The 14,362-nt window shown below is 39.2% G+C and carries 15 protein-coding genes; 9 read left to right on the forward strand and 6 right to left on the reverse strand.

The genetic code is table 11. The features are described 5' to 3' along the window. Nucleotides 1-7: 7 nt before the first annotated feature. From AC4IFO_RS14145 to AC4IFO_RS14155, 3 genes are read left to right on the forward strand one after another with little or no spacing between them, the layout of a single operon-like run. Complete coding sequence (locus AC4IFO_RS14145; RefSeq protein ID WP_490735260.1) at nucleotides 8-991, forward strand: hydrolase; 984 nt, start codon at nucleotides 8-10, stop codon at nucleotides 989-991. Continuing rightward, nucleotides 988-1,197 (forward strand): YheU family protein, encoded by a 210-nt coding sequence (locus AC4IFO_RS14150; protein ID WP_490735262.1) that lies wholly within the window; start codon nucleotides 988-990, stop codon nucleotides 1,195-1,197. Before AC4IFO_RS14145 ends, AC4IFO_RS14150 begins: the two co-directional genes overlap by 4 nt. A gap of 58 nt (nucleotides 1,198-1,255) precedes the next feature. Beyond that, nucleotides 1,256-2,122: a phosphoribulokinase gene (locus AC4IFO_RS14155; protein ID WP_219245441.1), complete on the forward strand. Its 867-nt coding sequence runs from the start codon at nucleotides 1,256-1,258 to the stop codon at nucleotides 2,120-2,122. A 90-nt stretch (nucleotides 2,123-2,212) separates the two neighbouring features. Here the strand turns inward: AC4IFO_RS14155 and AC4IFO_RS14160 are convergent, their stop codons facing one another. Beyond that, complete coding sequence (locus AC4IFO_RS14160; RefSeq protein WP_206084820.1) at nucleotides 2,213-2,614, reverse strand: OsmC family protein; 402 nt, start codon at nucleotides 2,612-2,614, stop codon at nucleotides 2,213-2,215. 354 nt (nucleotides 2,615-2,968) lie between these two features. On the opposite strand from AC4IFO_RS14160, the gene crp reads away from it, so the two are divergent. The 3 genes from crp to AC4IFO_RS14175 all read left to right on the forward strand — a co-directional run bounded on the left by crp (nucleotide 2,969) and on the right by AC4IFO_RS14175 (nucleotide 6,309). After that, the gene (crp, locus tag AC4IFO_RS14165; protein ID WP_004262556.1) at nucleotides 2,969-3,601 is read left to right on the forward strand and encodes a cAMP-activated global transcriptional regulator CRP; all 633 of its coding nucleotides are present in this window, start codon (nucleotides 2,969-2,971) and stop codon (nucleotides 3,599-3,601) included. 187 nt (nucleotides 3,602-3,788) lie between these two features. Then, complete coding sequence (locus AC4IFO_RS14170) at nucleotides 3,789-4,763, forward strand: hypothetical protein (RefSeq protein WP_490735264.1); 975 nt, start codon at nucleotides 3,789-3,791, stop codon at nucleotides 4,761-4,763. A 184-nt stretch (nucleotides 4,764-4,947) separates the two neighbouring features. Then, nucleotides 4,948-6,309, forward strand: coding sequence for a hypothetical protein (locus tag AC4IFO_RS14175; protein WP_490735266.1), 1,362 nt, complete (start codon nucleotides 4,948-4,950; stop codon nucleotides 6,307-6,309). A 60-nt stretch (nucleotides 6,310-6,369) separates the two neighbouring features. Here the strand turns inward: AC4IFO_RS14175 and AC4IFO_RS14180 are convergent, their stop codons facing one another. Together AC4IFO_RS14180 and AC4IFO_RS14185 are read right to left on the reverse strand one after the other, a co-directional pair. Next, nucleotides 6,370-7,584, reverse strand: coding sequence for an aspartate aminotransferase family protein (locus AC4IFO_RS14180; protein WP_490735268.1), 1,215 nt, complete (start codon nucleotides 7,582-7,584; stop codon nucleotides 6,370-6,372). Between the two features lie 129 nt (nucleotides 7,585-7,713). Continuing rightward, nucleotides 7,714-8,289 (reverse strand): aminodeoxychorismate synthase component II, encoded by a 576-nt coding sequence (locus tag AC4IFO_RS14185; RefSeq protein WP_004265957.1) that lies wholly within the window; start codon nucleotides 8,287-8,289, stop codon nucleotides 7,714-7,716. Nucleotides 8,290-8,668: 379 nt separating this feature from the next. Between AC4IFO_RS14185 and AC4IFO_RS14190 the strand changes: the two genes are divergently transcribed. Further along, nucleotides 8,669-8,920, forward strand: a complete 252-nt coding sequence (locus AC4IFO_RS14190) for a type II toxin-antitoxin system Phd/YefM family antitoxin (protein ID WP_490735271.1) — start codon at nucleotides 8,669-8,671, stop codon at nucleotides 8,918-8,920. A gap of 2 nt (nucleotides 8,921-8,922) precedes the next feature. Further along, on the forward strand, nucleotides 8,923-9,240 hold the full coding sequence (locus tag AC4IFO_RS14195; protein ID WP_490735273.1) for a type II toxin-antitoxin system RelE family toxin: 318 nt from the start codon (nucleotides 8,923-8,925) through the stop codon (nucleotides 9,238-9,240). 40 nt (nucleotides 9,241-9,280) lie between these two features. On the opposite strand, the gene ppiA is transcribed toward AC4IFO_RS14195, so the two are convergent. After that, nucleotides 9,281-9,853 carry a peptidylprolyl isomerase A gene (gene ppiA / locus AC4IFO_RS14200; protein WP_490735275.1) on the reverse strand — a complete coding sequence of 191 codons (573 nt, stop codon included), beginning with the start codon at nucleotides 9,851-9,853 and terminating at the stop codon, nucleotides 9,281-9,283. A 312-nt stretch (nucleotides 9,854-10,165) separates the two neighbouring features. Here ppiA and yihA point away from each other — a divergent pair, with 312 nt between their 5' ends. Further along, entirely contained in the window at nucleotides 10,166-10,777 is a 612-nt protein-coding gene (gene yihA / locus AC4IFO_RS14205; protein WP_219245435.1) for a ribosome biogenesis GTP-binding protein YihA/YsxC, read from the forward strand. 112 nt (nucleotides 10,778-10,889) lie between these two features. Here the strand turns inward: yihA and spfP are convergent, their stop codons facing one another. Together spfP and polA are read right to left on the reverse strand one after the other, a co-directional pair. Continuing rightward, complete coding sequence (spfP, locus tag AC4IFO_RS14210; protein ID WP_438361642.1) at nucleotides 10,890-10,937, reverse strand: small protein SpfP; 48 nt, start codon at nucleotides 10,935-10,937, stop codon at nucleotides 10,890-10,892. Between the two features lie 333 nt (nucleotides 10,938-11,270). After that, nucleotides 11,271-14,063 carry a DNA polymerase I gene (polA, locus tag AC4IFO_RS14215; RefSeq protein ID WP_490735278.1) on the reverse strand — a complete coding sequence of 931 codons (2,793 nt, stop codon included), beginning with the start codon at nucleotides 14,061-14,063 and terminating at the stop codon, nucleotides 11,271-11,273. Nucleotides 14,064-14,362 lie beyond the last annotated feature (299 nt).

A 14,362-nucleotide genomic window follows, 5' to 3' on the forward strand; every position in this document is an offset into this window, starting at 1 on the left:
TAAGGCTATGTCAGAAAACTTTCGTCCGATAAGTTGGGCTAAGAATCCACACCTCCAAACGTTGTTGCCAAGAATTTTTCGCAGGACACCGAAAATTAAACCTCTTTGGCAGAGACTTGAATTGCCTGATGGCGATTTTATCGATCTTGCTTGGAGCGAAAAACCTGAGCTCGCTGCACACAAGCCGCGTTTAGTCATTTTTCATGGCTTAGAAGGCAATTTTAAAAGCCCCTATGCTCACGGTATGCTAGAAAGTGCACAAAACCAAGGCTGGTTAGGTGTGATTATGCATTTTCGTGGTTGCAGCGGCGAGCCCAATCGCCAACAGCGTATCTATCACTCAGGTGAAACCAATGATGCTCGTTATTTCTTACGCTGGCTAAAACAAACTTTTGGTGATGCACCAACAGCCGCTGTCGGTTATTCCCTTGGTGGCAATATGTTAGCGTGTTATCTCGCTGAAAGCGGTCAAAATGCCGATGTAGATGCAGGCGTTGTGGTCTCCGCCCCATTAATGTTGGAAGCCTGTTCATTGCGTATGGAAAAAGGGATTTCCCAATTTTATCAACGCTATCTACTCAATGGCTTAAAGCGTAATGCGACTCGTAAACTGGTTCGCTACCCCGGTTCCTTGCCATTAAATTTGTTACAGCTAAAACAACTGAAACGTATTCGTGAATTTGATGATGTTATCACCGCTCGTATTCATGGCTTTGATGATGCAACAGATTATTATCAGAAATGTAGCGCCCTCCCTAAGCTTGCCTATATTACGAAACCAACGTTAATCATTCATGCCAAAGATGATCCTTTTATGGCACCTGAAGTCGTTCCTGATTTATCCCATTTACCTAAAAACGTGGAATATCAAATGACTGAACACGGTGGCCACGTGGGCTTTGTGAGTGGGACATTAAGAAAGCCTCAAATGTGGCTAGAAACCCGGATTCCACAATGGCTAACTCCTTATTTAAATAAGGAAAAAGAATGATTATTCCTTGGCGAGAGCTTGCGCCTGAAACACTGGATAATCTGATTGAAAGCTATGTGTTACGCGAGGGCACCGACTACGGCGCCCAAGAAAAAAGCCTGCAAGATAAAGTGAACGATGTGAAACGGCAGTTAGTTTCTGGCGAAATTGTGCTAGTCTGGTCAGAATTGCATGAATCCGTTAATTTCATGCCTAAAGCCCGCTAACCCGCTTCGTTCGCTGTTTCTGAAATAGTGGCCATAAGCGCAACACAGGGAGTCCGCTATGTCCAAAAAACACCCGATTATTGCCATCACTGGTTCAAGCGGTGCTGGCACGACCTCAACTAGCCAAGCATTCCGTAAAATATTCCATCAATTAAATATCCAATCTGCTACGCTAGAAGGTGACAGCTTTCATCGCTATACGCGTCCTGAAATGGATATGGCAATCCGTAAAGCCAGAGAACAAGGCCGCCATATTAGTTATTTTGGCCCAGAAGCCAATGACTTTGCGCTACTTGAGCAAACACTGGTGGATTACGCCAAAACGGGCTGTGGAAAATCACGAAAATACCTACACACCTACGACGAAGCCGTGCCTTATGGTTTACAACCGGGTACATTCACCCCTTGGGAATCGTTGCCAGAAAAAACGGATGTGCTGTTTTATGAAGGCTTACACGGTGGGATAGTGACACCTGAGCACAATGTTGCGCAACATGTTGATTTACTTGTCGGTGTTGTGCCTATCGTGAACTTAGAGTGGATACAAAAGCTTATCCGTGACACCACTGAGCGCGGGCACTCCCGAGAAGCGGTAATGGATTCAGTGGTACGTTCGATGGGGGATTACATTAACTACATCACGCCACAATTTTCCCGTACCCATATTAACTTCCAACGCGTACCTACTGTCGATACCTCAAACCCGTTTTCAGCGAAAGCTATTCCTTCACAGGATGAAAGTTTTATTGTTATTCGTTTTCGCGGGCTTGAGCAGATCGATTTTCCCTACCTGCTATCAATGATATCAGGCTCTTTTATCTCTGCGATGAATACTATTGTCGTGCCTGGCGGGAAATTAGGTCTCGCGATGGAATTAATTATGACGCCAATAGTCGAAAAACTCATTAGCCAGAAACATAGCTAAATTATTTTTTAATTATTAAACAAGATGCTTACCAATAATTAAGATAAGCATCTTTAAATTCAAATATATTAATAATAATTAAATTTATTTTTAATTTTTTATTTCAAAGCTATGGGTCACTTCGACAGTTTTTTCCAACATCAACGCGACCGAACAATATTTTTCAGCCGAAAGTTGAACGGCACGTTCAACGGCTTTATCCGTTAATTCATTCCCTGTTACAATAAAATGCAGATGGATTTTAACGAAATAACGTGGCGCCTCTTCACGGCGCTGAGAGGTTAATTTCACTTCACAGTCGGTAATATCATTACGGCCTTTTTGTAAGATGGATACCACGTCAATTGCGCTACAGCCACCCGCAGCCATTAATACCATCTCCATTGGGCTTGGTGCTTTATCGCCTGCGTTACCGTCCATCATCACTTGGTGGCCTGACGCTGACTCACCTAAAAAAGAGAGTCCTTCTACCCATTTAACTCTTGCTTCCATTTTATTCCCCTTGAAATGAAATCGATTTAAAGGCTACATTGTTCCATAGATATAATGAATGTTATATCAGCTTTATTCTGCTGAAGCGATACAGGGAAGACTTTCTGTATTGGATATGCTACAAACAATACTTAGTTGATAGGATTAAGATCAAAACTCAACGTTGTATTTGATTATATTATAGTGTTGATATCAGTTTGTTTACCCTAACCATGAAAAGCGATTGATGCAATGTTGCTCTTCCTGTTATTTAGGGTATATAAGACAAATTAATATGCTAAGCTAGTGACTTTAAAGCCAGCCTTTCTGGTACGCTTTCCGGATGGCTGCAATAACATACAGAGGATAACGCTAATGGTTCTCGGCAAGCCACAAACAGACCCTACTCTTGAATGGTTTTTGTCACACTGCCATATTCATAAGTATCCATCCAAGAGCACACTGATCCATCAGGGTGAGAAAGCAGAAACCCTTTACTACATCGTTAAAGGTTCAGTGGCTGTTTTAATCAAAGATGAAGAAGGCAAAGAAATGATCCTCTCCTACCTGAATCAGGGGGATTTCATTGGTGAGCTTGGATTATTTGAAGAAGGGCAAGAACGTACTGCGTGGGTTAGAGCAAAAATCGCCTGCGAAGTTGCTGAAATTTCTTACAAAAAATTCCGTCAATTGATTCAGGTTAACCCTGATATCTTAATGCGCCTCTCTGCGCAAATGGCAAGCCGCCTGCAAACCACGTCAGAAAAAGTGGGCAACCTCGCCTTCTTAGACGTAACTGGCCGTATTGCACAAACATTACTGAATCTAGCCAAACAACCTGATGCCATGACGCATCCAGACGGGATGCAAATCAAAATCACCCGTCAGGAAATTGGCCAAATCGTTGGTTGTTCCCGTGAAACTGTCGGCCGTATTTTGAAAATGCTGGAAGATCAAAACTTAATCTCTGCGCATGGTAAAACCATTGTTGTTTACGGTACACGATAATTAACCTTTCGCCTCACTCCCTTGGTGGGGCGCACACTTTCAAATAGCGTTGTATCATCGATATAACGCTATTTTCCCAAAATACGATTATTTTATATATCATTTTTTAATGAGTGTCGTTTCTTTATATTTTCTCTATTTAGCTCTCTATAAAATAATAATTATAATATTAAGTAGGGTTATATTTATGAAAATTACACTTAGCAATTTGTCAGGTCATTCCGATATTTTTAAAAACATTAGTAATTCCGATGATTTTATAAAGAAAATCTTTACTGTTACTGCTTCATCGAGAAAAGAACCATTATCCACTCAGCGGCAATCTAAACCATCACATGCTTGTAGCCTAGAAAGCATTGACTCAGCTTATGAAAGTGATTCAGAAAGTATAAAGGATACTAAATTATTACACTCTGACGAATTTAAGTATAAAGTTAATCAACTGAAAGGTCGATTATATAAGTTTTATGCATCTACTTTTTATAATGAGCAAGATGCCAATTCGCTAATAAAAGAAAATCAGACAATTTTTGAAAATTTCAATCGCGCTGATGAAGAAATGCATGGATATGCCAATTTTTTATATCGGTACGTTAAAATTCCAGGGGTTAATATCAACACTCCAGAAATAAAGGATGAAATCATAAAAAACTATCATCCACCTAAGCAACTAGAAAATAAAAACGGTACTAAAATCCCCTTAATAATTCAAAGAAACACAAAAGAAATTATTAATGTTAATTCCCCATTAGAGCAAGTTAAACAAAAAACAACGCCTTTTTCTCAAAAAAAAATTACATATGTACACTATAGAGTTGCTGACAATATTCAAGAGCATTCTAAATCAACCCCTCTACCTAAAAGCACTTTTGATTTTAAGGGGAATATATTACAAACAAAAACATCCGCATTAAGAACACAATATATCAAGCAACATTACAAACTATCTAACAAATCTACGCCATTAGACCATAAAGAACGAAAACCTCACTTAAATAGGAATGTCACTTCAATTAAAAACTCTGACTTAATAAAAATAAGCAATAGCATTAAAAAAGAAAAAAGACTAACCATGGAAATGAATGCACTTATGAATAACATCGTTGAAATACAAAATCAAATTCACATTAATGATAATTTATTGAACGAATTAAAAAAATAAATCATTCAATAAAGTGTTTTCTTTTTTCATTTAAAACCATCATTAAGGCAATGATTAATTACATCTTATCAACATAACAATGTCATAAGATAAAACCAACATATTGAATAGGTTAATAATTTCAATATTAAGCATGAATATTTAATTAATAAATTACTTTTTAGTATTAATATAGGATATGACTATGAAAACTAATCCCCAGAACAATACCACAACTAGCTCACTATACAAAGAAATTTCATCAACTGGAGCTACAAGAGAAACACCCACTATTATACAAAAAATTAAAAATATAAAAGTAAATAACCCATTCTCATCTTTTCGTTTTAACAAAAAAGAGGTGGAATCAAAGTTTCACATAAACCTAACAGAAAATGAATCACAGGAAAAAGAATTAAATTTATTCCATACATTAAACTCAAACAAAAAAACAATATCCACCCTCGAAAATAAGCTAATAGAAAAATCTTTTAAGATCCCACAATTCATCAAAGATTTAACAAATAAAATAGAAAAATCCATTAATAACTTGTTAGATAAGAATAGTTTTTTTAGTGAAAATCCCGCTACAGATGAAATCATCGAAAAGCAAAATGAAACAATAGGCTACCTTAAACATTACCAAGATTTATTAGACAGAAATGAAAAATTAACAAATAAACAAGAAGAGCTAAAAAACGAAATTGATGATCTGAAATCATCCATAAGATATGAGTCAAAAATAAGAGGAATTTCACACTTAAAAAAAGAAAGTAAATACCTTTCTTCATTAGAAGAAGAAGTATCAAAAGAGATTAACATGGAAGAAAAGAATGAAAAATTGGAAAGTTTAATTAACATGCAAACGACAGTAAAAAATTTACTAACTGGTGAACTAAAAGACATAAAAAATAAAATTCACAATATTACATTGGATAAAAGTGCTCTAGAAAAAAACATTTTAGCTATAAAAAAACCAATAATGAGCGAATTTTTAGTTACTTACGATGAAGACAATACGCCTATATACCATGATGAATCTCACAACTTTGATTTTGATGATGTATTTGAAAAAAAATCGGAAGTAGAAAACACAAAAAACAATGAAAATATTGATAATTTAATATTTGAAAATAATTCATTATATAATCTAATAGATGAGTTAGTTAAAAACAAAATTAATTCAACAAGCATGTTCCATGAATTAAAGCTTAAAAATGATATAAAAGATCATGAAATTAAAGCACTAAGGGAAATACTTGCTAATAAAGAGAAAATGATGACCTCTATTAGTCTCACTTCATTATCTTCTGGTTACAGTTCCGATAATGAGGCTAATAACCTTACACCAGACACTAAGGTTAATGAGAAAAAAACAACTCAAAAAAAAGAGAAACTAAAAAATAAATACCCTTTAGCCAAGAATAAAAAAGTAAATAAATATTCACATGAACATAAAGATCAATGCCTAGCTGCTGGAATACCCAGTAATAGCTCAGAAGAGCAATTACAAGCACGGTTAGAGGACCAAGCTAAGATGAAAAAAATGCCATTACCAGCTCAATAGTCGTTATAAAAAACAATTTTTTAATAAGTTGCAGAAATCATTCTGCAACTTATCTTTCAATTATTTCAGCAACTTCCCGATCGCCGCCTCTAATTTCGCCATACCGCTGTTGATTTCTTCTTCAGAAATAATCAGTGAAGGCGTAAAACGCAGTACATTAGTGCCTGCATTTAACATCATTAAGCCTTCTACAGCACTGGCTTGCAAAACATCTTTCGAACGGTTTAATAGTTTGCCATCTAACTCCGCGCCGATTAATAACCCCATTCCTCTGATCTCGGAGAAAATGCCATATTTATCGTTCAGCTTATTTAAATGAGCAACGAATAGCTCGCGACGTTTTTCGACACCTTTTAACACTTCTTCAGTATTAATAATATCAAATGCCGCATTACCTACCGCGCAAGCTAATGGGTTACCGCCATACGTTGTACCATGAGAACCAACTTCCATGGTTTTCGCGATTTCTTCTGTGGTGATCATTGCACTAATTGGAAAACCACCGCCCAATGCTTTTGCCGTAGTTAAAATATCGGGTGTCACACCATAGTGCATATATGAAAATAGCTTGCCTGTACGCCCCATTCCACTTTGCACTTCATCGAAAATTAATAAGGCGTTATTTTCATCACACAGTTTACGAACACCTTGCAGAAATTCTGACGTAGCCGCAGTGACACCCCCTTCGCCTTGTACGGGCTCTAAAACAACCGCACAGGTATTCTCATCTATCACTGCTTTAACCGCATCAAGGTCGTTAAAAGGCACATGGATAATGTCCGCAGGCTTTGGCCCGAAGCCATCTGCATATTTAGCTTGTCCACCGACCGAAACGGTAAATAATGTGCGCCCGTGAAACCCCTGCTTGAAGGCAATAATTTTGGTTTTATAAGGGCTGTATTTTGTGATGGCATAACGACGTGCTAGTTTAAAAGCCGCCTCATTGGCTTCGGAACCTGAGTTCACAAAAAACGCGCGATCGGCAAATGTTGCTTGGGTGATTTTTTGCGCGAGTTTAAGCGCTTGTTCATTGGTAAAGATATTACTGACGTGCCAAAGCTTCTCACTCTGTTCACGAACGGCCGCGACCAAACTTGGGTGGCAATGACCCAAGGCTAAAACCGCAATTCCGCCTGCAAAATCAATGTATTCTTTGCCTTGCTGATCCCAAACACGGCTTCCTTCGCCCTTGACTGGAATAAATTCTGCTGGCGAAAATATAGGCAACATGACTTGGTCAAAAGTCTGCCGATTTACTGATTGTTGTTCTGTCATACCCCTCACCTGCTCTAACTTGATGCTTAAGTGAAAATATAAGCATCAAATATGAATAAAAAATCACAAAAGAGCAATAGGTAAGGGTGAAATATGCATAATTAATTTATTATGAACAATATTACCAAACTAATACTTTAGGAAATTATTCAATAACTCATGACCTTGTTCACTCAGAATGCTTTCAGGGTGAAACTGAACGCCTTCGATTGGCAAGGTTTTGTGCCGTATCCCCATGATTTCATCAACATCACCGTTATTTAGTGACCAAGCTGATACATCAAAAGAAACAGGAAGTGTCTCTGCGGCAATAACCAGAGAGTGATAGCGAGTCACCGTCAGTGGCCGGTTCAAACCTTTGAACACGCCTTGATGGTTATGATGAATTGCGGATGTTTTGCCGTGCATCACTTCACGGGCTTTAACGACAGATGCGCCGAAAGCTTGGCCTATGGCTTGATGACCAAGGCAAATCCCTAAAATGGGCAGTTTGCCCGCAAAATATTTTATCGCCTCAAGGGAGATCCCTGCTTCATCTGGTGTACATGGCCCGGGTGAAATCACCAGATGCGTAGGCGAAAGCTGTTCAATTTCTTCGATGGTAATTTCGTCATTACGTTTTACAACAACCTCAGCCCCTAACTCACAAAAGTACTGGTAAAGGTTGTAAGTAAATGAATCGTAATTATCAATAAGTAGAAGCATAGTAGCCTATCCGACTGATTTTTATCATTATATGTTATATCCCATGCATACTTTTCGGATATTAGCAATCAGAACGATGATTAAAACACCACGAAAAATGACAAAGGGCGGCTATGATAGCACAGCCTTAGCAGGAAAATAGCCTATTTACGTCAAGGAATGCTTTTTACCCATAAAAATTTCCATATAAAAATCATGGAATTATATTTACACTCTCATAACAATTTCATGATGAGATTAAGAATTACTTTAAATACAAGGAAGTAAAAGTATTTACTAAAACGACAAAATTCAGACAAACTTTTCGTTGATTTAATAGACAAAAATTAAATTAGAGCTAAAATTAACACTAAAAATAGAGCTAATTATGAGGTTTAATATGTATACAGAAGCTATTCATGCAAAGAGAACCGCTTCAATAAGCGAATTCAAAAAAAATCCTGCAGCGGCGATGAAAGAATCGGAAGGGGAGCCTATCGCTATACTTAGCCACAACAAACCCGCATTCTACTGTGTTCCTCCTGCATTATTCGAGCTGATGGTAGAACAACTCAGTGATAAATTATTACTTGAAAAAGTAACTCTCCGAATGGATGAGCCAGAGTTAGGCGTTAGCTTGGATGAAATCTAATCATGGCTCGTTTCAAAGTACAATTAAAGTTCAAAATTACTGCGAAGAAGGAATGGGATTCACTCAATTCAACAATAAAAGAAAAATTTAAAAAGATTTTAAAAAAGAGAATGGAGTCTTATGAATCACTAACATTGCCAAAGAATCGGCTTTCACTACAGCATAATTGCTATAAAATTAAGCTCAAGAATGATGCGTATCGTCTTGCTTATACAGTGAAAAGTGATGATTCCGGTAATATTAATGTCACCGTAACCGTTATTGCGGTAGATAGGCGTGATGAAATCTATAACGAACTTAAAAAACGACTTATTGACTAGCAAAAGTGGGTAAACGTATCCGCTTACCCACCAAACTGCATTAAGGCTTTTTAATCACTTCAGCAGAAATGATAGTGATAGGCTCTACAGGGACATTTTGGTATGGGCCGACATTCTCCGTTTTCACTTTAGAGATTTTATCTGCAACATCCATCCCTTTCACCACTTTACCAAACACGGCGTAACCAAAGTCACGCTGGCCATGATCTAAGAAGGCGTTATCCGCAACGTTAATAAAGAACTGGCTGGTTGCGCTGTCTTTATTTGCTGTACGAGCCATGGAAATGGTGCCACGTAAGTTACGCAAACCATTATCCGCTTCATTTTTGATTGGCGCACGCGTTTGTTTTTGCTGTAAATCTTTATCGAAACCGCCACCTTGGATCATGAAACCGGGGATCACACGGTGAAATGTTGTTCCGTTGTAATAACCTTCATTAACGTATTGAACAAAGTTTTCTGCCGTCACTGGCGCTTTCTTACTGTTCAATTCTAATTCGATATTACCCGCTGACGTGACTAACTTGATATAGGTTTCACCCGCGGATAATGCAAAAGATGAGGCGCTCATTGCGCAAACGGCCAAAAGTGGCACAAAAATTCGTTTTAACATGTAAGATCCCTTTCGTTATGACGCATTACTACTGCAATTAGGCAATTCTAGAGTGAAGCTGCCCAGATTGCTAAAGATTTACCTATATTTACGCCAAAAGCATGAAAATCACCAAATGCGTTAAATTGTAGACCAACTTTAATAAAAAGCTTCGCTAATTGTGGTTATATCTTCACTGACGACTTTTTCTACTCTCCCTAATCCATTCTTAATTGGATTACACGAGCGCGAATGATATTTCGAGTTGTCGGGAGAGGCTAAGCAAAGCTATAATCCCCCAGCCTTATGAGGCTAACTCAGGGAGAAAGACCAATGGCAATTAAAAATCATAACTACCAGATGGCAAAATTTGTCATCAGTGCACCTGATATCCGTCATCTTCCCAAAGATACGGGTATTGAAGTGGCTTTTGCTGGCCGCTCAAATGCGGGTAAATCCAGTGCATTAAATGCATTAACACAGCAAAAAAGCTTAGCACGCACCAGTAAAACACCGGGAAGAACGCAGCTAATCAACCTATTTGAAGTTGAAGAAGGTGTGCGCCTTGTTGACCTTCCAGGTTATGGTTATGCCGAAGTTCCTGAAGAAATGAAACGCAAATGGCAACAAGCACTTGGCGAATACTTGCAAAAAAGAGAGTGCATTAAAGGCCTCGTCGTTTTAATGGACATCCGTCACCCATTAAAAGATCTCGATATGCAGATGATTGAATGGTCTGTTGCGATGAGTGTACCCGTTTTAGTGTTGCTAACAAAAGCCGATAAGCTGGCTTCAGGAGCAAGAAAGAAACAGCTGGCAGAAGTGCGTGAAGCACTGGCACCATTAGAGGGAGATATTGAAGTTGAGTATTTCTCTGCGCTGAAAAAAATCGGCGTTGATAAACTGCGAATTAAGCTAGATAGTTGGTATAACACACCCGCTTAACCTGCCGAACAAGTGAGTCACCGATGGCTCACTTTCCTGCCTTAAGTCTAATTCACTGAATTTTAGATAAAAAAATGCTCCAGTCAAAAACTTTGACTGGAGCAGCTAATATTCAGCTAAATCCGATTACGTGAAGTAAAAGGTCTGAAAGATAGAACATCTTACCTCTGTACCCTACGCCTATTAATGTACTTTATTTTTCGTTCGAAAAAAAGTCTTTTTGTAGTTTTTTTTCAAAGCTTATATCGATTCAGCTACCTATATATTAAAATAAAGATAAAAAATCGTATTTTTATTACATATTTATGAGAGCCAAGTCGCATAAAAATGTCGTTTATTTTTTTATTTTTCAAGTTAAATTCAGTGAATTATCGAGGAGTTATGTTCAATTTACAGTCAATAATACCAGACGCATAATTACCCGAAACGTATTCATAAAAAAAGCGCCTAATAAAATTTCATTAGGCGCTTCATTAAATCATGCAATCAATGGTTAGTGGGCTTCATCCCAGTTATCACCAATACCGACTTCCACTTTAAGTGGTACATCCAACTTTAAGCTTTGCTCCATCAAGGCTTGAACCTGTGCTTGAACGCGCTCTAACTCAGACTCTTTGACCTCAAAAACCAATTCATCGTGTACTTGCATTAACATATCTGCTTCTGGCTTTTCCGTTTGCAGCCAGTTATCAACAGCGATCATCGCTTTTTTGATGATATCCGCAGCAGTACCTTGCATTGGGGCATTGATCGCTTCACGCTCTGCCGCCTTACGGCGCATACCATTGCTGGATTTAATATCCGCTAAATACAATCTACGCCCTTCTAGCGTCTCAACATAACCCTGTTCAGATGCCTGCACACGTGTATTTTCCATGTAACGTAAAACACCTGGATAACGTTCGAAATATAAATCCATATAACGCTGCGCTTCACCACGAGGGATGCCTAACTGGCGCGCTAAACCAAATGCACTCATACCGTAAATCAAACCAAAGTTAATCGCTTTTGCACTACGGCGTTGATCGCTCGTGACTTCATCAAGAGGAACACCAAATACCTCGGCCGCCGTTGCTTTGTGGATATCTTTCCCTTCTGCGAACGCGGTGAGTAAGCCTTTATCCTGTGATAAATGCGCCATAATGCGTAATTCGATTTGCGAATAGTCCGCCGCCATAACCTTATAACCGTCACGCGCCACAAACGCTTGGCGAATTCGGCGCCCTTCTTCTGTTCTCACTGGGATATTTTGTAAGTTTGGATCCCGTGAAGATAGACGCCCCGTTGCGGTTACTGCTTGATGATACGAAGTATGAACACGGCCAGTACGCGGGCTAATCATCAGTGGTAGCTTATCCGTGTAGGTCGATTTCAATTTGGCTAAGCTTCTGTGCTCTAAAAGCAATTTAGGCAGTGCATGGTTAAGTGCCAACTCTTCCAGCACTTCTTCATTCGTTGAGGCCGCACCACTTGGTGTTTTCTTAATCACGGGTAATTGCAATTTTTCAAATAAGATTGTCTGCAACTGTTTTGGTGATGCAAGGTTGAACTCTTCACCTGCCAGCTCAAACGCTTCTTTTTCTAATTCAGCTAACCGCGCCGTGATCACTTTGGATTGTGCTGCCAATGTCGCTGCATTAATTAATACCCCTTTGCGCTCCATACGGACTAACACCGGCACCAGTGGCATTTCGATATTTTCAAAAATGTGCTTCAGTTTTGGCTCAGCTTCTACCTGCGGATAAAGCGCTTGATGCAACAGCAAGGTGACATCAGCGTCTTCCGCTGCATAATTTGCCGCTTCTTCTAACGCGATTTGGTTAAATGTCAGCTGTTTTTTACCTTTACCCGCAATCTCTTCGAAACTGACCGTTTTATGGTTAAGGTGGCGGTCTGCAAGGCTATCCATATCATGGCGCCCCATGCCTGCCACGCTATTTAGCACATAAGACTCCAGCATGGTGTCATAACCAATGCCTTTGAGTTCAATATCATAGTTCTCTAAAACTTCGGCGTCATATTTTAGGTTTTGACCAATTTTGAGGATTTTTTCATTCTCAAGGATCGGTTTCATTACCTGAAGAACCTCATCCAGAGGTAACTGAACAGGCGCATCAAGGTAATCATGACCTAAAGGTAAATAGGCGGCATGCCCTGCTTCAATAGCAAAGGACATACCAACCAAACGCGCTTCTTGCGTATCTAAACTGTCAGTTTCGGTATCAAAAGCAAATAAAGAGGCTGTGCTCAGTTTTTCAACCCAGCGGTCTAAATCGGCTTTTTCTAAAATAGTTTGGTAGTTTTCAGCACTGAGTGTTGGCGTTGCAGGCACTGCGGCTTTCACTGTTGCCGTTGCAGGCGTCGGAGCAGCTTTAGTGCTGGAACCTTTGCCATCCATCCAAGAGCCGTTTTCAACATCCGCTAACCAACGTTTAAATTCATAGCGGCTAAATAACTGGTGAAGCTTATCTGCATCAATCTCAGTGACTTTTAATTCCTCACATTTTTTATCTAACTCAACATCGGTTTTGATCGTCGCAAGTTGGTAAGATAAAAAGGCAAGCTCACGGTTTTCCGCCATTTTAGGGGCTAGGGTTTTTGAGCCTCTAAAACCTAATGGGGCGATAGCATCAAGGTCGTTGTAAATGGCTTCTAAGCTACCAATACCTTGTAACAGCGCTAATGCCGTTTTTTCACCAACACCGGGGACACCCGGAATGTTATCTGACGAGTCACCCATCAATGCGAGGAAATCAATAATCAGTTCAGGAGGAACTCCGTACTTATCTTTGACCTCATCAGGGCCTAAGATGGTATTGTTCATGGTATTGATTAGTGTGATATTTGGCTCAACCAATTGCGCCATATCTTTATCACCTGTGCTGATCAGAACAGGCATACCTTTACGGCTAGCCTCACGAGCTAAAGTCCCGATAACATCATCAGCCTCTACCCCTGAAACGACTAGCAATGGTAACCCCATCGCCTCAACCATTTCATGCAATGGTGCTATTTGTGCCCGTAAATCATCCGGCATCGGTGGACGGTGAGATTTATAACTTTCGAATAATTCATCACGAAACGTTTTTCCCTTCGCATCGAAGACAACCGCGACATGGCTAGGCTTATATTGTAACACTAGGCTACGCAGCATGTTGAGCACGCCATACATGGCACCTGTAGGCTCGCCTGCACTGTTTGTCAGTGGAGGGAATGCATGATAAGCACGGTATAGGTAGGAAGAACCATCAACCAAAATAAGGGGGTTTTCTGCAATCTGAGCCATAGTCTGTCATCATCTTGTTAATCGGGAATGAAGAGCCATAGGATGCCATAATGTGGCTTCGGATACATCCCAAGTTTTACATTACGTCAAGCCTTCACCGAAATTCTGTTGAAATCGAGACTAATTTCAAACAAATGATCACCAATACAAGCCAAGGGAGTGATTATTCACATCATGATTAATCACGCTACGCAAGGGAATATCCTGTGGATAACCATGTGTATATATTTATGTTATTGATTGAATTCAATAAGAAAGAGGTTGTTTGCATATAAAAACAAGAATTTAAAATCAATGAG

The sequence above is a fragment of the Providencia sp. UF-224 genome, from assembly GCF_058245955.1.